19 protein-coding genes and 3 tRNA genes are annotated in these 22,428 nt (G+C 47.6%); 18 read left to right on the top strand and 4 right to left on the bottom strand.

Features of this window, described 5'->3' with window-relative positions; all coding sequences use genetic code 11:
* Positions 1-9: 9 nt before the first annotated feature.
* The 5 genes from lspA (at position 10) to VMX18_03945 (ending at position 4,034) form a co-directional block, all read left to right on the top strand.
* Complete coding sequence (lspA, locus tag VMX18_03965) at positions 10-492, top strand: signal peptidase II (GenBank protein ID HUT22519.1); 483 nt, start codon at positions 10-12, stop codon at positions 490-492.
* A 66-nt stretch (positions 493-558) separates the two neighbouring features.
* Positions 559-1,104, top strand: a complete 546-nt coding sequence (locus VMX18_03960) for a hypothetical protein (protein ID HUT22518.1) — start codon at positions 559-561, stop codon at positions 1,102-1,104.
* A gap of 2 nt (positions 1,105-1,106) precedes the next feature.
* A complete protein-coding gene (locus tag VMX18_03955; protein HUT22517.1) occupies positions 1,107-1,790 on the top strand; it encodes a GAP family protein in 684 nt (227 codons plus the stop codon).
* Positions 1,791-1,862: 72 nt separating this feature from the next.
* Positions 1,863-2,258: a hypothetical protein gene (locus VMX18_03950; protein ID HUT22516.1), complete on the top strand. Its 396-nt coding sequence runs from the start codon at positions 1,863-1,865 to the stop codon at positions 2,256-2,258.
* 264 nt (positions 2,259-2,522) lie between these two features.
* Positions 2,523-4,034: a YifB family Mg chelatase-like AAA ATPase gene (locus VMX18_03945; GenBank protein HUT22515.1), complete on the top strand. Its 1,512-nt coding sequence runs from the start codon at positions 2,523-2,525 to the stop codon at positions 4,032-4,034.
* A 313-nt stretch (positions 4,035-4,347) separates the two neighbouring features.
* Here the strand turns inward: VMX18_03945 and VMX18_03940 are convergent, their stop codons facing one another.
* Entirely contained in the window at positions 4,348-5,697 is a 1,350-nt protein-coding gene (locus tag VMX18_03940) for a peptidoglycan DD-metalloendopeptidase family protein (GenBank protein HUT22514.1), read from the bottom strand.
* Between the two features lie 306 nt (positions 5,698-6,003).
* Here VMX18_03940 and VMX18_03935 point away from each other — a divergent pair, with 306 nt between their 5' ends.
* From VMX18_03935 to VMX18_03900, 8 genes are all read left to right on the top strand, one after another.
* On the top strand, positions 6,004-7,623 hold the full coding sequence (locus tag VMX18_03935; GenBank protein HUT22513.1) for a DUF4153 domain-containing protein: 1,620 nt from the start codon (positions 6,004-6,006) through the stop codon (positions 7,621-7,623).
* 73 nt (positions 7,624-7,696) lie between these two features.
* Complete coding sequence (gene nusB, locus VMX18_03930; protein ID HUT22512.1) at positions 7,697-8,176, top strand: transcription antitermination factor NusB; 480 nt, start codon at positions 7,697-7,699, stop codon at positions 8,174-8,176.
* A gap of 83 nt (positions 8,177-8,259) precedes the next feature.
* The gene (gene rnc, locus VMX18_03925) at positions 8,260-8,952 is read left to right on the top strand and encodes a ribonuclease III (GenBank protein HUT22511.1); all 693 of its coding nucleotides are present in this window, start codon (positions 8,260-8,262) and stop codon (positions 8,950-8,952) included.
* Between the two features lie 166 nt (positions 8,953-9,118).
* A tRNA-Arg gene (locus VMX18_03920) sits at positions 9,119-9,195 on the top strand.
* Between the two features lie 5 nt (positions 9,196-9,200).
* Positions 9,201-9,275: transfer RNA gene (locus VMX18_03915), tRNA-Lys, on the top strand.
* A 23-nt stretch (positions 9,276-9,298) separates the two neighbouring features.
* A tRNA-Ala gene (locus VMX18_03910) sits at positions 9,299-9,375 on the top strand.
* A gap of 4,061 nt (positions 9,376-13,436) precedes the next feature.
* Positions 13,437-13,685, top strand: a complete 249-nt coding sequence (locus VMX18_03905) for a GIY-YIG nuclease family protein (protein ID HUT22510.1) — start codon at positions 13,437-13,439, stop codon at positions 13,683-13,685.
* Positions 13,686-13,820: 135 nt separating this feature from the next.
* Complete coding sequence (locus VMX18_03900; GenBank protein HUT22509.1) at positions 13,821-14,492, top strand: queuosine precursor transporter; 672 nt, start codon at positions 13,821-13,823, stop codon at positions 14,490-14,492.
* 455 nt (positions 14,493-14,947) lie between these two features.
* Here VMX18_03900 and VMX18_03895 read toward each other — a convergent pair whose 3' ends face one another.
* Complete coding sequence (locus VMX18_03895; protein ID HUT22508.1) at positions 14,948-15,307, bottom strand: hypothetical protein; 360 nt, start codon at positions 15,305-15,307, stop codon at positions 14,948-14,950.
* A 203-nt stretch (positions 15,308-15,510) separates the two neighbouring features.
* Here VMX18_03895 and VMX18_03890 point away from each other — a divergent pair, with 203 nt between their 5' ends.
* Positions 15,511-16,050, top strand: a complete 540-nt coding sequence (locus VMX18_03890; protein HUT22507.1) for a hypothetical protein — start codon at positions 15,511-15,513, stop codon at positions 16,048-16,050.
* Between the two features lie 108 nt (positions 16,051-16,158).
* Here the strand turns inward: VMX18_03890 and VMX18_03885 are convergent, their stop codons facing one another.
* Positions 16,159-16,503, bottom strand: a complete 345-nt coding sequence (locus VMX18_03885) for a hypothetical protein (GenBank protein HUT22506.1) — start codon at positions 16,501-16,503, stop codon at positions 16,159-16,161.
* A 240-nt stretch (positions 16,504-16,743) separates the two neighbouring features.
* Between VMX18_03885 and VMX18_03880 the strand changes: the two genes are divergently transcribed.
* The 3 genes from VMX18_03880 (at position 16,744) to VMX18_03870 (ending at position 19,390) form a co-directional block, all read left to right on the top strand.
* Positions 16,744-17,367: a hypothetical protein gene (locus VMX18_03880; protein ID HUT22505.1), complete on the top strand. Its 624-nt coding sequence runs from the start codon at positions 16,744-16,746 to the stop codon at positions 17,365-17,367.
* Between the two features lie 49 nt (positions 17,368-17,416).
* Complete coding sequence (locus tag VMX18_03875; GenBank protein ID HUT22504.1) at positions 17,417-18,058, top strand: hypothetical protein; 642 nt, start codon at positions 17,417-17,419, stop codon at positions 18,056-18,058.
* Between the two features lie 327 nt (positions 18,059-18,385).
* A complete protein-coding gene (locus VMX18_03870; protein HUT22503.1) occupies positions 18,386-19,390 on the top strand; it encodes a virulence RhuM family protein in 1,005 nt (334 codons plus the stop codon).
* A 716-nt stretch (positions 19,391-20,106) separates the two neighbouring features.
* Here the strand turns inward: VMX18_03870 and VMX18_03865 are convergent.
* The gene (locus VMX18_03865) at positions 20,107-20,493 is read right to left on the bottom strand and encodes a hypothetical protein (GenBank protein HUT22502.1); all 387 of its coding nucleotides are present in this window, start codon (positions 20,491-20,493) and stop codon (positions 20,107-20,109) included.
* Positions 20,494-20,703: 210 nt separating this feature from the next.
* Between VMX18_03865 and VMX18_03860 the strand changes: the two genes are divergently transcribed.
* Positions 20,704-22,332: a SpoIID/LytB domain-containing protein gene (locus tag VMX18_03860; protein ID HUT22501.1), complete on the top strand. Its 1,629-nt coding sequence runs from the start codon at positions 20,704-20,706 to the stop codon at positions 22,330-22,332.
* Positions 22,333-22,428 lie beyond the last annotated feature (96 nt).

Raw genomic sequence — 22,428 nt, 5'->3', positions numbered from 1 at the left:
CGGATTCAGATGTCTTTCAACAAAACAAAATTATCTGTTTTCATCATACCCTTTGTCTTGTTACTGCTAGATCAACTGTCAAAGTATCTAGTTCTGTCAAAAATTCAAAGGGAATTTTTTTTAATCGATCTAAGTTATTTTAAATTCTCAATAAGTCTCGTTAAAAACGAAAACTTGGCGTTCAGTATCCCGTTGCCGCAGGTTTTGATTTTTCTGATAGTGGGAATACTGCTGGTCGCGATCGTCTTTTTCCTCATCCGAACGTTTCAAAAAGGACAAAGCCTGTCCGTATTGTCTTTATCTTTAATTTTTTGCGGAGCGACATCCAATTTAATAGACAGGATCATTCACGGGGCGGTCATCGATTTTTTTTCGATTCAACTGGCTAATTGGAGTTTCGCCGTGTTCAATCTCGCCGATACTTTTATCGTCTGCGGCGCGCTGATCCTGATATTCAAAGAATCTTTCGCGGTTAGAGAAATCAAAAAATAACTTTACGTATTATTTCTTTTTGCTATTATAAAAGTAGGCTATAAAAAAATCGAGAAATATTAAGCTATGATAAAAAGAATAATCATATTGACTATACTCGTTTCGGCCTTGATGATTTCGCGTCCGGTGACCGCGCAAAATCCGGCGCCCGCCGAATCGATTGATATGTACGTTTTCGTTTTGCAAGGCTGCCCTCACTGCGCCGTAGTGGAAAGCAAGCTGGACGAATGGAAAGAAACGAGTCATCCCAAAATCAACGCGCGCATTCTGGATTTGGCCAAGTCGGGCAATGCCAATATTTTTAATGATTTCAGATTGACCTACTCCTCGCAGAGCACGGCCGTGCCCACATTATTCATCGGAGATAAAGTCATTGTCGGAGAAAAAGTCGAAGAAATAGAAAAAGCGATATCAAACTGCGAACAAAATTATTGTCCCGATCCCAATCAATTGGTGCAAGACTATTTAAAAAGGCACGAACCGGCCTCGAGCGACGCGGCGGCAAACGACATTCAAAAAAATCAAATGATCGCCTTGATCGTGGCCGGGATTCTGGTGATAGGCGTTGTCATTTTATTCATTGTTTTACAAAATAGAAAAAAAATAAAATAATTATGTTTGACTCATTGACGATTTCGACAGTGCTCGGCGCCGCGGCCATTGACTCCATCAATCCGTGCGCCATTGCCGTACTGGTTTTTTTGTTAACCTTTTTAAGCGTTTTAAAAAAACCGAAACAAATGCTGTCCGTCGGGTTGGTTTATATTTTCTTCGTTTATCTAACTTATTTTCTGGCCGGCATCGGCTTGATGGCCGCGCTGGGTCTCGCTTCCAATACTCTCACCATTACCATCTATCGTTTGTCAGCCGTGTTATTGATATTTTTGGGCCTGATCAACATCAAAGATTTTTTCTGGTATGGCAAAGGCTTGTCTTTAAGCATTCCGGAGAGCAAAAAACCGTTAATAGAAAAATATGTTAGAAAAGCGAGTTTGCCCGCGGCGATTGTGCTGGGCGTTTTGGTTTCCGCGTTCGAGCTTCCTTGCACCGGAGGAGTATATATCGCCATCTTGTCTCTTTTGGCCGTAAATGCTTCCTATTTGAACGGGGTGCTTTACCTGTTGCTCTATAATTTGATTTTCGTTTTGCCGCTGATAATAATCTTGATGCTCGTCTATTTCGGTTATTCCTCTAAAAAGCTGGAAGAACTGCGCAAGAAAAGCCGCTCTTGGCTGAGATTGATCATCGGCCTGGCCATGCTGGTTTTCGGCATCATGATTTTAACGGGAATTATTTAATTATAAATAAAAAAAACGGCCAGGGCGGCTGTTTTTTATTTGAATTATTTATTTTCCCATGATACCCTGCGAATGAACCAATGCCAAAGGAGGCGGGCAATGAGAGTTTTTCTCCACCGCGATTACGAAAGCGAAGGAGTCGGGGAACTCGAAGTCGGTGATATCAGGATAACATCCAAAATGGATGGGGAAGGGCGCAAGGCGGCCGCGGGCAGGCATACCAACTACGGCTACAGCGGCTATGTCATCATCATGATCTGGGACGGCAACATGTGGGCAAAGCTCAACAATCGCCTGCTTCCGGACTATTGTTTCCAGACCCAAAAAGAAGGGAACGCCATGATCAGACAACTGGCGGCCATGCTCGAGCAAAAAGCCGAGAAGGGAGATGTCCGATTTTCCTTTTGGTGGTACAAGTGGAAAAGATACGGCAAAATCAAGGGGCTCACAGACCCCGCAGGACAATAAAGTCCTCGACCAATTCGAGACTTTTTTTATTTGCGGTTATCCGGCGCAGATGATAAATTGATACAATAATGTTACGTATTACAATATTCTATTTAGCTTTCAGGTTATTTGTTACGAATTACAAGATTCTCAGGCTTAAGGCTATAGGTGAATGTAATTTGTAATATTCGTCCGTAGGCCAAATGGAATCTTGTACTTCGTAACAATACAAATAAAGAGCTTTTTAGTGAATGTAATTCGTAACAATGATTCAAATAATAAACTATGTATTCTAGAATAAATTCCTGCGCCACGCTCGGACTTGAGTGCCAATTGGTTGAAGTCGAAACCGCCATTTCCAGCCAAGTGAGGAAATTCATCATTGTCGGACTGCCCGACGCGGCCGTGCAAGAAGCTCGCGAGCGGGTTTATTTGGCCATAAAAAATTCAGGATTGGAATTTCCCAAAAGAAAGGTGACGATCAATCTGGCGCCCGCTGATATAAAAAAGGAAGGCCCGTCTTTTGACTTGGCCATGGCCATCGGCATTCTGACCGCTGACGGCCAGCTAAAAAACGAACTAAGCGACAGCCTGTTCGCTGGCGAATTGTCGCTCGACGGCCAAATCAGGCACGTCAACGGCATTTTGCCCATCGCGCTTTTCGCCAAAGAGAACAATTACAAAAAACTATTCATCCCAGCGGCCAATGCCGGCGAGGCCGGCTTGATTTCCGGCATTGAAATCTATCCGGCGCAAGATTTGAATCAGCTTTTCGACCACTTTTCCGGAAAAAATCCGATCGCTCCGGCCGAGCCGCTGAAAAACATTTCCGCCGCCAATCTTGTTTTCGACAGCGACATGGTTCATGTCAAAGGCCAAGAACACGCCAAAAGAGCTTTGGAAATAGCGGCCGCCGGCGCCCATAACGTACTGATGAGCGGGCCGCCCGGCTCGGGCAAAACCTTGCTGGCCAAAACCATGCCATCCATATTGCCGCCCATGAGCGAAGCGGAAATTCTGGAAGTGACAAAAATGTATTCGGTGGCCGGCCTGCTGAAAAAAGACAATTTTCTTATTTCTTCCCGGCCTTTCCGGTCTCCGCACCACACCTCTTCCAGCGTGGCCTTGGTGGGCGGCGGAAAATTTCCCAAACCCGGAGAAATCAGCCTCTCTCACCGCGGCATTTTATTTTTGGACGAATTGCCCGAATTCCCCAGAAGCGTTTTGGAAAGCCTGCGGCAACCGCTCGAAGATGGCGTCATTTCAATCTCACGCGCGCAAGGCACCATCACTTATCCGGCGAATTTCACGCTCATCGCCAGCCAAAATCCCTGTCCCTGCGGCTACTACAACGATCCGGACAAACCCTGCTCATGCTCATCTTCGCAAATCATCAGGTATCAGAAAAAAATCTCCGGCCCGATCATTGATCGCATTGATATTCACCTTGACGTGCCCAGAATCAAATTTGAAAAACTACAATCCGATGACGGCTCTGAAAATTCCGAAAAAATAAGACAACGAGTGATCGCGGCCGTGGTCATCCAGCGCCAACGATTTGAAAATTCCCCGCTCAGATTCAATTCAGAAATGCGGCCGCAGGAAATAAAAAAATTCTGCGCCTTGGACAACGCCTCGCTGGAATTGTTGAAATCGGCCGTGCAAAAATTGCATTTGTCTCCCAGATCTTATCACCGCGTGTTAAAAATATCGCGAACCATCGCGGATCTGGAAAGCAAAACAAACATTGAAGCGAATCACGTGGCCGAAGCGTTGCAGTACAGACCTAAATCCTGAAGTCCCGAAGGGGCTGGATTAGCGTTACGAATTACAATATTTCATTTGGCTTCGAAGCGGTTGTTACGAATTACAAGATTCTATGGCATATAGCTATAAATGTAATTCCTGCCGGCAGGCAGGTAGGTAGGCGTAACAGATAACCTGAAAGCCAAATAGTCGATTGTAATTTGCAACAAATAACCTAAAAGCTAATTAGAATCTTGTAATTCGTAACAATGAAGCAATGAAACAAGGGAACAATATTTAACATTTAACGAAACCCAAATAAAAAACAAAGGCCATGGATAAGACCCTTATTTTTTTATAAGCATTATCTGATATAGCTCAACGGATTCATGGCCGAGCCGTTTATTCTGACTTCAAAGTGAAGGTGCGTTCCAGTGGACCAGCCGGTCGTGCCCATCATGCCCAGGGTCTGTCCTTTTTCGACATATTGTCCGTTGGAGACGAAAAATTTGCTCATGTGGGCGTAACGAGTCTGCACGCCGTTGCCGTGATCAATATAAATGACATTGCCGTAACCCGTGCCCCAGCCGCATTTGATGATTTTGCCGGCCTCGGCCGCGTAAATCGGAGAATTATAATCTCCATCAATGTCCAAGCCGTAATGTCGAAGACTGTAATATTGAGTAATTACGTGCCAAGACGTCGGCCAAACCATTTTCCCGGCCGGAATATCCGTCGCTCCGGGCGGGGGAGTGTTAATCAAATTTTTAATCGGCGCGATATTCACGTTCTTATTGCTGACATATTGCGGCGCGGAAATGATGGCCGGCTGAGTGCCGCCCGGCACGATCAGTTCATCTCCGATTTTAATATCCGACGCGTCAGCCAATTTGTTGAATTCAATAATCTTTTCAGCGTCGGTGTCATAGCGTTGCGCAATCTTGCCGATGGTTTCTCCGGATTTAACTATATGGACAACGCCGGAAACCGGCAAAATAGCCAAGACATCTCCCGGCTGAATCGTGCTTCTGGTCGTTAAATTATTCGCCCATAAAACGGTTTGCATGGAAATACCGAATTTTTCGGCGATAGTGCCCAAAGTATCGCCGTCTTGCACCGAGTAAGATATTTTGGAGCTTCTTTCCCGCTGAGCGATATTGGTTTCCGTGAAATTTGGTTTAACCAGCGCTGCGCCGCCCTGGGTTACGGTGGTCAAGCTGTCCGCGAGCTGATCTTCGGCCACGCTTTCCTGAGAATCGATGACAATGGTCTGTTTGTTTGAAACCATGGTTTTGTCCAAATAGCTGAAAACCTTGGCTTGGGCGCTCGCCTCGCTATCAACAACCTCTTCGATATATCCCAAAGTCGCTTCATTATACATGGCATAAATGGCGGTTTTCTCGCCGAAATTGTCATCTCTGATTTCCTTGGCGCTGATATTATTCACCACCACCACGAAAGACACGAAAACCACAACCACGTGAATAAAATATTTCTTGGAAAAAAATGAAAAGAATCTACTCTTGGCCGGCAAGTAAAAAACTTGCGTTCTCCTTTTAAAAAATAAATAAAGCTTGTATATCGGCAAGATTACAAACTTGAAAATGAATTTTCCGATGATAATAAACGGCTTGACGATATAAGAAAAAGCCTTCTTTATATATCTGCCCAGCACGCCCACCTCATCGCAAATCCTTAGCAATAGCTTAACCAAATATTGTTTGATTTTTAGCGCTGCTATATGGTTTTTCCCTTTCTTTATAAAATATAATTTATCACCATTTGCCTTATTTGTCAAAATCAACGCAGGTGATATGATGTTAGCATGGAGTATCGTTACGAATTACAATATTCCACTTGGCTTCCAATCGATTGTTACGAAGTACATTCCTCTATGGCTTTATGCTTTAGCAGATTGTAATTCGTAACAAATAACCTAAAAGCTAAATAGAATATTGTAATTCGTAACAATTAAAATATAAAACAAAGGCTATCTTAATAGCCGCAATATTTGTAACGTATGCAAAAAAACACCAACGCAAAAACTTCATTCGATTGGACAAATTCGCTTCGCGCCATCATCATCGGCGTCCTGACCGGTCTTGGAGTCTGGGGCATTTATCTGCTCAGCGTTTCCGAAAAATTCAGCTCATTGAGTGAACCGGCAGTGGGCAAATCGCTGGTTATGCTTTTGGAAATTTTGCTGTTCGCCGCTTTCTTCGTATATTTCCTGTTGTCGTACAAAAAAATAAAAAACAAAGGACTGGCCTGCGCGTCAATCGGGCTGTTCGCCGCTTTTCAAGCCGCGCTGTATTTCTTTTCTTTCGATCAAACTCCGCCTTTGTTGGTTTATCTGGCCATGAAGGCCGTTTTCTTCACCGCGCTGATCGGCTTGCTCCTGTCTTTTTGCGAAAAGTCTTGGAAAAAAATTCCGGAGGCCTTTTATCAATTCATCAATAAAGTTTTTGAAACGGTCGTTATCGCCGGCATCTTCGGCCTGGCCGCGCTTATCGTTATCGGACTTTTCAGTGGTTTGCTTTTTTTGATCAAATTCTCCGTGCCCGAAAAACTGATCGTCTTGATTATTTCAGTGGTGTATTCAACCATCGGCTTCTTCGCTTTTTCTCTCTGCTATGACTTGAAAAAAAGCGTTATTGATCAAGAGCCTTACACCAAAATATTAAAACTCTTTTCCAGAATATTCATGGTTATCTCGTTTGTGATGTCAGGCCTTTTGCTTCTTTACATAATCATTCTTTTGCCGAGCGGCTTTTCAGTGATTCTTAAAACCGGGCAAACCTCGGTGCTTTTCGCGGCGCTGGCCTCGTTCAACATCGTTGTTCTTTATTTCACCGGCATATTTTTAAAACACGAAGAAGCTGGCAAAAAAACGCATCGGGCGCTGTCGATTTCCTCGATCGCTTTGTTATTTGAAAGTTTAGTCATGCTGGCGGTCGGACTTTTTGCCATCGTTTCCCGCATCAATCAATACGGCATCACGCCAGACAGATTCCTCGTTTTGTTCAGCTTGGCGTTCTTGGCGCTTATGACTGTTTTATATTGCGTTTTCGCGATCTACCGTTTATCCGATTTAAAAACCAATCAATATCTGGAAGGTCTCAAGCTCAGCAATCTGATCGCCATTTTGGTCATGATTGTTTTGTCCTGCCTTTTTTCATTCGGCATTGATTTGAATGCGTTGTCCGTGAAAAGTCATTACAACAAAATAAAAGGGCAGGCCGAACTTGTGAATCATTTGGATAGATATTTCATTTCTTCTAAAATCTCCGACTCTCGCGAAGGAAAACATGTCGCCGATTTTTTGAAAGACGCTTACTCGGGCGCTTCGAATAAAAATAAATTGGATATTTTGTTGAGCGCGTTTCAAAGCTATCGTTATTACTATTATTCCACCGACCACACAACGGCCTGTGCGCAATTGTTAAAAGACATTAAAGAAACGGAAACCAATCCGGAAATAGCCGATTTTATCGATGTTATGATAGAAACCTTATCTACTATGACGTATGATTCGTTCCTACAAGGTTGCGCGGAAAAAGTCTCTTCAATCTTAAATGTCTCCTCCCGAGATGCCGCAAACTTTTGCGACCCGCAATCAATGCCTTATCTCAGCTATTAATCTTGCCAAAACGAACGAAACTTAGTAAAATGCAAGCAAGTTCATTTTTATAATTTCCATCAATCATTCAATTATGGCCAATAGACACTTAGCCAGAACCGTGGCGATGCAGGCGCTGTTCACCTGGGACTTTTTGGAAAAGGAAGATAAAAAAATCCCGGAGCTTATCAATTACACTTTCAAAGAATTCGCGCCCAACGCCAAGGATCGGGATTTTACGGAAAATATAGTCAATGGTGTCGCTAAAAATTTAAAAAAAATCGACAGGTACATCACCAAATACGCCCCGGAATGGCCGATTGATCAAATCACCCAAGTCGACCGCAATATTTTAAGAATCGGGGTTTACGAATTAATTTTCGACAAGGATGTGCCCTCGAAGGTGGCCATCAACGAAGCGATCGAAATCGCCAAAACATTCGGCGGAGAATCCTCGGGCAAATTCGTCAATGGCGTGCTGGGTTCGATTTATAGAGACATGGACAAGGTGCTGAAAACCGAAGACAAAGAACAACTTGAAGTAAAAACGGCCGCGAAAGAACCGGCCAAATAATTACGGGCTTATGGATCTCCCGCAGATTTTACCGCAAAAATAATGCGACGCCATCCGCGGACGATTTATGAGTCGGTAGCTTTATGAAAAAAGATTTCAGTAAATTGGAGAAAAAAATCAACGTTACTTTCGAAAATAAAAAATTATTGGCTCAGGCGCTGGTGCATCGATCGTATCTCAACGAGCATCCGAGTTTCGAATTGAATCACAACGAACGATTGGAATTTCTGGGCGACGCCGTGCTTGAATTGATCGTTACCGAATACTTATACAATAATTACGACAATCCCGAAGGCGACCTGACGAACTGGCGAGCCAGTCTGGTCAACAGTAAAATGCTGGCCAAGCTGGCCAAAGACACTGATCTGGACGACTTTTTATACCTGAGCCGCGGAGAATCAAAAGACACGGGCAAGGCCAGGCAGTATATTTTGGCCAATGCTTTCGAGGCGGTGATCGGCTCCATTTATCTGGATCAAGGCTGGGACGCGGCAAAAAATTTCATTTGCGAACATTTATTGCCGGAGCTGCCGTATATTTTAAAACATAAATTATACATGGATCCGAAAAGCAAATTACAGGAATCCTCTCAAGAAAAAGAAGGGGTCACGCCAACATACAAAGTTTTGGAAGAAAGCGGGCCGGATCACGCCAAAAAATTTGTAATCGGAGTCTTTTTGGGTAAAACACTGGTGGCCAAAGGCGGCGGATCCAGCAAGCAAGAAGCTCAGGAAGACGCGGCCACCAAGGCGATAAAGAAGAAAAAATGGAATTAATGCCGAAAAACTTAGGCAAAGCTGCTTAAGTTTTTATTGCCTCGGACTTGCCAAAAAACGAGTCGAATGTTAATCTATTGTCAACATTTTTAATGCAGTCGTAGCTTCCGCCTTCGCTCCTCGCTATGCTCGGAGCTTCGGCGGACAGGCAAGGTTTATTTCTAATGCAGTCGTAGCTCAACTGGATAGAGCACTTGGCTTCGGACCAAGGGGTTGAGGGTTCAAATCCTTCCGGCTGCACCAGTCTCGGGCGCATAGCTCAATGGTAGAGCAGTGGCCTCTTAAGCCATTGGTTGGAGGTTCGAGTCCTCCTGCGCCCACCATCAGTTTCCAATTCCCAAACCAAGGGCCCTTAGCTCAGTTGGCTAGAGCGCCTCCATGGCATGGAGGAGGCCAAGGGTTCGAATCCCTTAGGGTCCACCACAGGAGAAAACGACCACTCGATGGCTCGTTTTTTTGTTTGGCTGAGCCAAAATCCCGGGGTTCGACCCGCGGTGGCTCGGGCTCGGAGGAATCGCGGGCGGCGGCCAGAATGCGAAACGGTTTCTTGGCTTGGATTAGCACAATCCGGTCCCTGATGAAGAAGTTCGACCCGATGGCCCGCAGGATGGTCCGTTTGTCGTCCTTCAGTCCACTGCGATACAGATTTTCGGCCCTTGAGGCGAGGGCGAGCGCCTCCTTCGTGGGCTGCAGCCACGCGGGACCCGTGGTCGAGGGCGCGGCCAGGCGGGCCTTGAAACCGGCGACCTCGTCCAGCAGTCTGGCTCGCTCTAGTACGAATTCTTCGTCACCAATCATCTCGGACAATCGCAGCTGCGTCAGGTTCTCGAGTTTGCGTTGGGCCGCAGCGAGGCCCTTCTCGATCGACGACTGCGCCACCTGCTCGGTCGCTTGATCCTCTGCTGCGAGGCGCTCGAGGCGCTTGCAGGCCCAGTCCACAAACTGCCTCGGCACTGAGAGCCTTCCGAGGTAGTCGAGCACCTGCTCGTCGATGACCTTCTCGGGCACGTAGGGCTGGGGGCACACCCTGCTACCCAGCCGCTTTCGAGTGCACCGGTAGTACACGTACGTGGATCCGTAGCGGTTGGTGTGGCTCTCTCCGGTGAACATGCGGCCACACACCCCGCAGCGCAGTAGCCCGGCGTAGGTGTGCTCGTGGCGCTGAGATCTCGAGTTGGACCTGCCCGCCAACATCCTCTGGGCCAGGTCGAACTCATGTTGGCTGACCATCGCCTGGTGGGCACCGACGTAGACCTGGCCCGCACGCTGAACCACGCCGGCGTAAAACGGATTCGAGAGCAACCGGTAGAAGTACGACGGCGATAGCGGCCCGCTCGCGGTCCTCTTGGAACCTCGCGTTCGCAGACCCCAGTCGCTCGAGGCGACCCTCAGGATCTCTGCCGGCCGGTGGCCATCAACAAGCCGCTGCCAAATGCGCCGAACCAACTCGAACCGTTCCGGATCGGGGATCGTGTCGCCTGTGCAGGGGTCCTTGGTGTAGCCGAGGGGGACCTGCCCCGGGATCTGGCCGCGCTGGAGCTTGGCCCTGTTTCCGCGCTTGATGTTGTCAGACAAGTCGTCCACGTACTTCTTGGCCATCCCGAATTCGAGTTGCATCCAGAACTTGTCGTCGGCGGTGTTGCGGAAGGTCCGACCCGGAGTGACGATCTCCCCGATCTGGCGCTCCTCGACCGCCCAAATCACTGCCCCGCCATCAAGCGGGTTTCGGGCCAGCCGATCGAGTTTCCAACACAGCACCACGCTCCCCTCTGGATTACGAAGACGTTCTAGCATGTCGGTGAAAACCGGCCTCCCGGGAGTCTTGGCGGACTTCGACTCCGAAAACACCCGGGTGACCGGCAGTCCCAGCCGGACGGCCAGCTGCTCGAGCTCACTGACCTGCGAGTCGATGGACAGAACCTGTCGGTCCTCGGACTCCGACGATTTTCTAGCGTAAATATAGCAATGCTTCATAGGTGGCGAGCGTTCATTGTGGATCGTAGAGCTGGCCAGGCTATTTGGCAAGCTGCGAGTTATCCACAGTCGGGTCTGACTCCCTTGCCGCGGGGGCTGGCCGGAGAGCGACTCGACACAGCTCGACTAGAGAAAGGCCAACGTCCCAGGCCTCGTCGTGCGGCACCTCCTCGCCGTACTCGGCCCTGAGCAGCCCCTTGAGATCCTCGATGTCATCTTGTGTCAATGGCATGTAGTTGAACACCACAAGCGTATCGCGCCTGGGTTGGTCCGGGCAGGGGGTGGCGGAGACACCGAAAGCATGCAGCGGCAGGCGGTCCCGGTCGCACACGGCTCGTCCAAGAGTACTCAAGATAGAGAGCGAGAGAGATAGACATTCCTAGGTGTCTATCTCTCTCGCTCTAACATCTATCTTCACGTAGTATATATATTCTACACTTATGCCGTCGCGATGGTTGCGACCTTGTCTCATTCGCTCCGCGTGGCCGGTGCGACCGAGCGAGGCCGTTGCGAACGGAAGACCCGAGAGGTCGTGAAGACGGGCGTCAGTTCGATCCTGCAGCTACCGGGCCATCCATTTTGCACGGGCGCAGAGATCTCTGTGGTCTTCGTAGCAGCGAACTGGAAGGCTGTCAACGGCCCCGTTTGCGCTGAACCCACGCAGGCCGGCTTGAGGAATTCAGTGAGATGCCTGGTTGACAAGCATGCGCAATCTCCGTACAATTAGCATGAGTGAAACACAAATGCCGGCGGCCAAGACGACCGGCGGCCAAGCATGTAGTATGAACAACACCAGCAGAGGAGTACACCGCGTGCCCGCGGAAACGGACGGCCGGACATGTTCCCAACGCCAGGTGAGGCATGGCACAGGCCAATCGCTGACCTCGTTCCTCGAGGGTGCCGCTGTGGGTGCAAGCACGACCTCCCCGTCCGTCACGCCCCTACCACCGTTCAGACGTGCGCCCAAAGTCTGTCACGCCAACCTGATTGGAAAGGAGCGCCAGTTGGACACCGGAGCCATCGACCGCGCGAAGAGACTGGCAAGTTGCGTAGGTCTGAGGGCCCAGTTCATGATGCACGAGCAGTCTGGAAAGACGACCTCGCAGGCCTCTGCCGCCCTCGAAACCGCATCGGAAAACATCATCAAGACACTCGTCTTGCATGCTCCAAGGGAGGATGTATTCATCGCTTGCATAATACTAGGATCTGACCGACTGGACGTTCGCAGGGTCGCGGAACTGGTCGGCGTCAAGAAACTTCGATTCGCCACGCCCCAGCAGATCGAGTCGGTGACCCAGTTTCGTATTGGTGGAGTCCCGCCGGTGGCTGTATCGTCTTGTGATCGGAGGATCATTGATAGGAACGTTCTTCGGAGAGCGCTGGTCACCGGAGCCGGTGGCGATGAGTACTGTGGCATGAGATTCAGTCCAGGCGATCTTGCGGCGAGCATGTCATTGGAATTGGCAGACATTTCCGCGTAGTTGCGGACGAAGGGCAACCGTGCTCCAATTCTATCGTCGCCGCGACGTGGAGCGCGATCCTGAGTCGGCGCGACGACTATCAAGGATCCTCGGGTCCGACAACCTCAGTTTGCCGTTCGCTGTGATTGGGTCCGACTACGTGCAGGGCTACGACGGCGCAAGAATTGACGGTCTTCTTCGCTGTCGATGAGCGCTGTTCAATGGAAATGGGTCGGAATGGCGTTTCCGACCCATCTGTTCGATGACCCGAGAGTCATCTATTGCATCAAGCCGCATGAGTTTCTTGCGGGAAAACAAAAAGGCGGAACACGGATGATCGGTTCCGCCAGAACAACTTCGGAACTAGGACTGCTGAGAATCTCGCCTCTTGCCACGAGGCAGTCCACTCCAGTGCAGTATGCACATCGTCAAAAGTGAGCCTGTCTGTGCCAAGAGGACCTCCAGAAGAAACAGAATTCGTCCGCATCCACCACCACACGACTGGACTCCTTCTTGGCCGTTAGCCCACCCTTCCATCGTTAGATACCAAAATGCCATAAACGCTAGGAATAGCGTTACGCAGAGTAGCAAATGCTTTGCAAGACCCATAGCCATCCCCCTTCCCCTCTGATGTCTGCCTGCCGGAATTCGGTGGGCACGCAAGGGAGGGAAAGATGCGGCTGGATATGGTATCCTAGCACTAATAGGATCTGCTGTCAATACATACTGCGTCGTGGCCAATTACGAACTGGCAAGGAGTTTGGACAGAGCTGCTTCGGATGCTGAACTCTCGCCATGTGCTCGAGGTCATATTCTCGCACATCCTCGAGCAGTGCGGTCGTGGTACTCTGCAGGTACCCGGCCAGGATCGGCAGTATTGCGCGCTCCGGCGACGAAAAAAGTTCTAACTTCCTCTACTCGGCTCCACCATTCGACTCGTCCTCGAAATCTCGGACTCGCTCATGGTGTTCCACCACCAGACGAGTCGAATGTCCCGAGCGAAGTCGAGGGGCACTTAAAAAAATTTTACTTATCCCAATGAAGCACTTCATGTATATAGCGCGATGTAATGATAACTCCCTATATACCGGATCTCGCTTAAACATTCAAGCAAGAGAAAAAAGACACAATGAAGGCAAAGGCGCAAAATATACAAAATATAGAAGACCTGTAAAAATCATTTACTTTGAAGAATATAATACATTAAGAGAAGCTATGCAGCGAGAAAACCAAATAAAACGTTGGAGCAAAATTAAAAAAGAAAATTTGATCAAATATGGACATCCAACCAAATTTTAAACATGCTCCACAATAACAAAATAAAAACCTGGTCAGGATTTATTTACGCCCGCCTTTTATGCCGATAAGGACGGGGTGTTTTCGAAATTTACTCCCGCCTTATCGGGCGGTTTTTTTATTAATTAAAAATACCATATGATTCATCTCACCAAAAAATCATTCAAAAAACTGATTATAGCGTTGACCATCTATCTCACCTCGCTTTTTGCGGCCAATACTCTCGGTCTGAAAATGATGCCGTTCATTTTCGGCTCGCATCTGTCAGTGGCCGTGTTTTCCTTCCCGGTAGTATTTTTAATGACCGACGTCATCGGAGAAGTTTTCGGCAAGCGCCTTGCCAAATTCTTTGTATTAGCCGGATTCATCAGCGCGGCCTTGTTCATAGCCTACTCATTTATCTCACTGGCCATGCCTTGGTCAGCGGATGGGGAATGGGCGAGGCAAGGCTATAATCAAATTTTCGGACTGTCCATTCGCATGAGCGTCGCGTCGCTGACCGCCTTTTTAATAGCCGAATATCAAGACGTGCTGTCATTTTTCTTTTTCCGGGAAAAATTGGGAGTAAAGGCTTTTTGGTTGCGGTCTCTTTTATCCAACATTTGGTCGCAATTGCTGGACTCGACGATTTTCATGATTATCGCTTTCGCGGGCATATATCCGACTCGCACCCTGATCAGCATCATCATCACTTGGTGGCTGTACAAAGTGGCCATGGGCGCGCTTTACACGCCGCTGTCGTATCTTGGTATTTATCTGCTTAAAGAACGCGAGGAAGCCAAATCAGTCGAGTCTACCAAAATTTTATAATAAGAAAAGCGGACCCGATGTTGGATCCGCATACCGTTACTGGTAGTTTCTTTAAGACTTCTCCTCATCCCTAAAAAGACCTCCGAAATGCACGACGAGAAGACCTCCCAACGTCGCAAGTTCACCTGCGATGACGATCAGGAGAAACATGTAGCATCCGTATTCGCTGGGCCAGTCCATCTTATGCGGTGATAACATTTTCTCCACAAGAAGATACAGCAAGCCCGTGAAAAACGCTTGTAGAATAAAATACACAATTAAATACCATATCGCTTTCATCGCCATTCCTCCTTCTTGTTTTGTTAGCCGAGATTTTCTCGGTCTCGCTTTCAGTATAATAAAAGCGTCCTAATTGTCAATTAAAGTCTTTATTCAATCAAAAAGCGGACCCGATGTTGGATCCGCGTTGCCGAATGGCTCATGAGAGCTGTCGGCGGAAATGACCGTGAAATGTGTCAGCTGTTGCGTCCGAGGAGCCTCAGACCTTCCAGACCCATCTTCTCTCGCACTGCCCGGCCGAGCTGTGACACGCGCGGGCGGGACACTTCCATCTTTACAGCCACGTCCTTGTGATGAAGGCGCATAGCGTAGCGCCAGTACAGGTACATCCACTCCTTCGGCGTCAGCTTGAAATGACTGACAAGGAAGTGAACCGCCTCTAGTGTTGGCGCGCGCTCGGCAGCTTCCACCTTTGCGCTGACTTCCGCCCCAACTTGCGCATACAGCGCGTCGGCTTGCCTTGCCCTGCGCGCCATTCTCTTTCCCCAGACTCTGTACTCCTCCAACTCATCTGCGCTGAATCTCTCATCACTCATGGCAGGCCCCCTTTACTTGGTTGAAAACAGGTCAAAATCTGTGGAAAAACAACATTTAATTATATCATTTTCCATAAAAACTGTCAATGCCAGCTTATTTTAAAATAGCTCCGTTGTTTCTTCCTATTGCCTTTGGTATTTATAAATGATATTTTTAAATTGTTTGTTTTGTGTCATCACCCCAATTCGAGAGGGATTGAACAATGGAAACGCAATTCGACAACACAAGTGAGATTCTAGTAGGTATCAAGGAAGTGAAGGCGGGCCAGGACGCCCTCCGCAAGGAGGTGAAGCAGTGTCAGGATCACCTCGACGCCCGCGTGGGAACCCTTGCGGACGACCTGGAAAAGATGAAGCAGTGTCAGGATCACCTCGACGCCCGCGTGGGAACCCTTGCGGACGACCTGGGAAAGATGAAGCAGGGTCAGGATCACCTCGACGCCCGCGTGGGAACCCTTGCGGACGACCTGGGAAAGATGAAGCAGGGTCAGGACGCTCTGCGCGAAGAGGTGAGAAAGGGACAAGACGGCCTCCGCAAGGATCTCTCGAAACTTGACGGTCGGTTGGAGGATCTGCAAGACGATTTGCGTCGAGTTAGGAGCAGAGTGGCGACAATAGAGGACAGAACCCAACGCCATGGTTTCACGACATTTAAGGGGGGCCGGGTTCCACTGGTTCAGATCAGTCATCGCCGTTTAGTGAACGGTGGCATTGCCGGCCTGATTCCGGATCAAGACTTTTAACAAGGTGGCTCTTCACAAGGGTCATTTTTCAATTTCAGAAAAATTTTAAAATAAAAAAGCGGACCCGATGTTGGATCCGCGTTGCCGAATGGCTCATGAGAGCTTAGGCTACTGGGCCTTTTTGGTCGGTACTGACTGCTTGCGAGGCGAAGGTTTTGTCTTCGCCTTTTTTTTGTTTTCCAGGCGCACCTCGTACACGCTGGACATGATCAGATGAAGCGCGAGACTGCAACAGGGGCAATCCCTCATGTGCCTCGCGATGTCACGGAATTGCTTCGCGCCATCGCGCGTGGTCGAGAAAAATGCCGCAATTCGACGATCTCTGACCAGCGCAAATGCGATGATTTGCCCCAATTTCTCATCAGTGCAGCCAAGCTTTTCGCGAATGGCCGCAAATGCTTCCACAAAATCCGGGGCAGGGGCACTTGAAGCCGGTTTGCTTTTCTTCGGCATGTTCATCTTCCGTTTTCATCGAGCAGGATATCCGTTGCTTGCCGGCAGTTCATGGCTCTATCCTCCTTGTCGTGCTGAAGCACACTAACTGTCGACGTCTTCCTCGATATTTTCGAGCTTTTAGTATAGCATTTTTATAAAATCTGTCAATACGCAGCCTTTTACCGACTTTTCCTTATATTATTGTCATCCATATTGATAAATGATAACCTTGTGATAGAATTGTTTAATGAATATTGTATGAAAAAAACTAACATCTCGGTTATATTTAAAGTTGGTTCTCTTGCCTTATTGGCATTGCTTTTAGTCGCCTGTGGGAATGAGGAGGCCAAGAATCCGGCCGAGGTGATGCAAACTGACAAAGAATCGATATATCGCGAATGGCTGATGAATAGACTCTCAAAGGAAACGCAAGATCCACTCAATGTTCAAGTCAGCTTCTCACACTGGCTCACGCCAGGCGAATTTGAAAATCTTCTCTCGAAACAAGGCTCTCCTAAATGCGATTGGGTCATCCTGCTGCTTCCGACAGAGGCAGGTGGCATAGAGGGGTCGCGAATTCCTCTATCTGTTGACAATATGTCATGCGACGAGGCAACCCTTCGCCATATCCTTTCCGTCCATGCCGACGAAATGGAAAAGGATCTTGGCATGGCGGCGAACTCAGACTGGTTGGCAAATGACATTAGAGAAACAGCCAGCAATGGCGATATTCTCGTTTGGGCATTTCGCGGCGAGGGCGCACCAAAAGCAATAGCAACATGGTGGAATGCAAATTCCGATTCCGTCCGGTTCATTCAACCGATGGTAACCGAACTGGACAATATTCAAAAAGCGTTCGAGCCGTGGGAACCTGTAAGATAAATTTTCGGGCAATACTAAAATTGCGATAAAGGATAAAGCAAAATTATATATGAAAATGACGTTATCAAATACTCTCCGCGCGCCGGTTTCCTTGGCTTGCTGCTTGTTATTGATAATACTCGCCGCAGGATGCGACAAAAGCAAAATAAATCAGCCTCCAATGAATGCTCCGACCGCTAATCAGGAAAATAGCAGTGAAACGCAACAGCCATTATCCAATGCAAATAGTATTGATCAAGAAGGCAAGGGCGGAGCCGTCATCCAATTAAAATCATATGAGAACAAGGATCTCGGATTCTCATTTTCTTATCCATCGAATGCGTCGCTGATTGAGTTTGGCGAGAGCGAAAACTCACTATACTCAGTAAGTATCCTACAGCTGGAGGGGGAGCAAGTTACACTCGATGGGACCATCTCGGTCTTCGACAAAAATCTTACGAACGCCGGATGGCTATTGGGCAAACAGGAAATAACAACAGACCTTTCCTCCGAGCAAACTGAAAATATTGGCGGCGTACGCTACTATAAGTATGATTGCTCCGGAATGTTTCCCGCCATGTGCTATCTGTTGGAATCCGACAAATACTACTACGAAGCCGCTTTTCACAATGTCGACTATTCCATTGAGGAAGCCGCGCCATCACCTTATAGAGACATTCTTGCCAGTCTCCGCATAACGGGGAAGAACTAAAAATAAATTGATTTATGGGTGACCTCCTCGGGATGATCCCTGCGACTAATCAATTCCGCACTTCAATATGCAAAGACACGTCTTCAATCTCCGCGCAAAATCATTCGATCAGCTGCCTTGGGTGACAAATTCTAACTCATTGAGCCGCGTTTTTCAAACGGTGCGGGCATTTTGCGATTCGTGCGCGCGAGCCGGGCAACCTATGCGGCGATACATCGATGTCGGGACCGGCACAGGAGAAGTTATGCGTTACTTCACGGAACATTTCGATGAACAGCCGAATTCGCCGGCCGAAGCTATTGGTATCGACATATCAACTTAATTTTTATGGGACATAACTCATCCCAAATCATCCTCTATCAAACCGATGACGGAAAAACCAAGGTGGAGGTTAAAATGGAAAAAGAAACAGTGTGGCTATCGCAAAAGCAGATGGCCGAGCTTTTTGATTGCAGCATAGACAATATAGCCCTTCATCTAAAAAATATCTATCTGGATCGTGAATTAGAGGAAAAAGCAACATCCGAGGAATCCTCGGCAGTTCAACTTGAGGGTAATAGGCAAGTCAACCGCCCTATAAAGATTTATAACCTTGACGCGATTATTTCTGTAGGATATAGGATAAATTCGCTCCGCGGCACTCAATTCCGCATTTGGGCGACTCAACGCTTGCGGGAATATATTATAAAAGGCTACGCGCTGGACGATGAACGCCTAAAGCAGGGCGGTGGACGCGCGAGGTATTTTGAAGAACTCTTGCAACGAATCCGTGACATCCGCGCCAGCGAACGGAATTTTTATCAAAAAATCACAGATGTCTACGCCACCAGCATTGATTACCGCAAAGATGACGCGTTGACCAAAAAATTTTTCGCGACAGTGCAAAATAAAATACACTTTGCCGTCCATGGTAATACCGCCGCTGAATTAATAGCGCAACGCGCGAACGCCGAGAAACCGAATATGGGTTTAACAAATTTTAAGGGCAACTATCTCACGGTCGCCGATGCTCACGTGGCCAAAAACTATTTGAATGAACCTGAATTGAAACAGTTAAATTTAATCGTTTCGCTATATTTGGATTTCGCGGAACTGCAAGCCACCAACGACCGTGCCATGTCCATGGAAAACTGGATAAATAAACTGGATGACTTTTTAAAATTAAGCGAAAAAGAGATTTTAACCAACGCCGGAAAAATCAGCGCCGAAAAGGCTGAGCGGCTAGCCAACAAAGAATACGAAAAATATCACGCGGAGAAAAGCAAAAAAATAATCAGTGATTTTGATAAGGAAGCCAAACGTTTGGAAGAAGCGGTCGATCAGGATAAGTAATAAAATCGGCTTTCTAAATGATCCCAACGACTATGACTGCAAAGTTTTTTGCAAATCGCGGGTAGTCGATCCTCTTTGCCTGCATGAGGGCGCGTTAAAAAGGGTATCCGACCTTAATCCCGAATGGAAAGATGTCTTGGAACAAGAATCGAAACCCAAAGAATATTTTTTAAAATTTGACAGCTAGTCGGCTTTTCCTCGGCAGCCTCGCGGCTGCCGTTTTTTATTTTCTTGACTTGCCTGAAAATACTGATTACCATGCGTTTGAACCTAAGCAAGGAGTATTTGCCATGGGAAAGAGAGAGAGGACGCCGAGAAAACCGCGTCGGACAAAGTGCCCTCATTGTCAAAAACCTCTCGTCCATCATCAAGACCGATTTTGCCGCCAATGCGGCATGTCACTGCCCGCAATAAATGGCGATAGCGCGCCAAAATGCTCGGAATGCTACCGACCCATCGTCCATATTGAAGACTCGTTTTGTCGCCAATGCGGATCCAAATTGCGTCAAAGAATCAACTTGCCCGTGATTGAAAAAAGGCGACCGCGACAACTCTAATCCGCCCCACGCCGCGGATTTTTTTAATTTAAAATAAAACAGCGGACTCATTGAGATGAATCCGCCTGTCAACTTCCTCCTTTCCTTTGACAAACTGTAACCACACGACTAGTTCTCGAGATCCTCTTCGAAGCAGCCCTCGAACCCCTCGGCCTCCAATTACTCCTCCAGTGACTCACAGGCCGCCGCTTGGAGCTCAATGTCCTCGGCGTCCGCCTCAGCGAACCTCCGCCCTTCTTCGCTCAAAAACTCGCCCCAAAGCCTATGCGCCTTGTCAGTCCTAGCCTTGACCTTCTGTCCCCAGAAGCGGTACTCCTCGAGAGTCGGCTGAGGCTCGAAGCCTTCGTCCTCCAAGTAGGCCTCGAGGGACTCGAAAGCCTCTACCATGGCCGGCATGCTGATTGCGTCGGCCTCGGCCAGCAGACGCGCTAACTTCTTCTCTTCGGCGGAAAGCTCGACCGTGGGAACGTAGAGTTCCCCGATGTCCTCCTCGTCCTCGGGAATTTCCTCCCAGATATAAACCCCTTCCTCAACCCCGTCAGACATGAATGCCTCCTTTGGACGGCTAAACGCCAACCCTGGAATGCGTCATCTGCAGTTCTCTCCCTAGGCCTACGCAAGCCACGGAATATCATATATTAGCACGCCCTCATAACATTGTCAATAGGCAACAACCTCTTTTTTATCTAAAATTACACAAAACAGCATTGACAATCTTTTCCAAAAATGATATACTGTATTCAGGTAATCAAAAATATGCTTCCCGAAAACAAAAATCAAACGTATTGCCGTAATTATAGACTTCAACCGGATAAAAAACCGAATCTTTTAGTGAATTTGACTTTCGCTTTTTTAATCTTGGTTGTGACCAGCTGCGGACTGCGCCACATTGAAAACACGGTTTATAATAAAAACTCTAACCTGGATCTGCCCCAAAAATTAAACCCATTTCACGTCACCGTGGCCCTGGCTGCGACGCAGACCAATAGCAATGCTTCTCAATTTCTTGAGCAATCCCATGCGAGAGTGAAAATTGTGCCCAATAAGGGATTTACCTTTGAAGCCAAGTTCAAAAATACCGGAGACAATGTTTGGAAAAAAGGTCATGTTTATTTGAAATCAAAAACATCGGGATTGAAATTCAGACACGAATTCTGGCCGGACCCTTTTTTGCCGGGCGCCATGATGGAGGACAGTATCGCTCCGGGACAAGTGGCGACTTTTAGATTCGCGGTGCAAGCGCCGCCCGCCTTCGGAGATTATGACGGCACATTTGTGCTCGCTGACGATAATGTCATGATAAAAGGCGGAGATATTTCCATATCAATGTATGTCACGGATAATCCGGCTAATCCGGATCCGAGAGATTTTGCCGTGGAAAAACCCGCGCCCATAAATACACCCGCGCCGAGCGAAACCGCGGAATTGCCGACTGCCTCGCCAAATAATAGAACCGATTGTCCATATACATTAAGTTCTTCAACAAACGCGGATTCAAATTGCTTGCCTCAAATGGCTTCGACCGGCCCGCGCATCAGAGTGGGACTGTTTTACTCGGACAATGCCTTTGAAATAAAAAACACCAAAGCTTGGCAGCTTTTCGACTCAAACAACAATACAATCGCTTCTTTCGCTGCCAATGAAAAACTCAGCGCGACATTTGATCCTTCGACAAACAAATATTCATATATTAAATCAGACAAAAGCGTTTCCACTTCAAACTATTTGATTTTGAAAAATACCAACAACGGCATTTTTGAAATAACCAGTTTTGAAAACAGACCGGCCTGGAACACCGCCTTAAACGACAATACTTTCTCGGGCGACTTGGAAATCAGGCACAACGATTCAAAAGACAGAACATGGATTATCAATGAACTGCCCATGGAAGATTATTTGCGCGGCATTGCTGAAACAAGCAACGGCTCGCCGATCGAATATTTGAAAACAATGGCCGTGGCCGCCAGAACATACGCTTATTATCACTTCACCAAGGCCACCAAACACGCCGATGAATATTATCATGTGGACGCCACCTACGATCAGGTCTATCGAGGCTACAATGTTTCTTTGCGGCTGAAAGACATGCAAAAAGCCATTGACGAAACCAACGGCATCGTCGCCACTTATGAAGGAAAACCGATCGTGGCCGCTTATTTTTCCAGAAGCGACGGCCGCACCAGAAGCTTCAAGGAAGTTTGGAATAATGATGTCCCTTATCTGGTTTCCGTAAATTGCCAGTTCAGCGAAGGCAAGGAATTGTGGGGTCACGGAGTGGGCATTGACGCGTATGACGCGTATCACAGGGCGGACGAAACAGGAGCAAAATACGATCAAATTTTGAAATACTATTATTCGGGAATCACTTTGGAAAAAATTTGGTGATAAAATAAATCATATTCAAGGTCAAACATTTATTCATTAATCAACCGTTCTTTATTAAAATAAAACTTCCTCACTACAAAAGCCGCGTAATGCGGC

The sequence above is a fragment of the Candidatus Bipolaricaulota bacterium genome (genome assembly GCA_035528115.1).
In the GTDB taxonomy this organism is placed as follows: Bacteria; Patescibacteriota; Patescibacteriia; order UBA11705; family DATKZF01; genus DATKZF01.
Note: the sequence above shows the minus strand (reverse complement) of the source record. Positions and strands in the feature narration are given on the sequence as shown.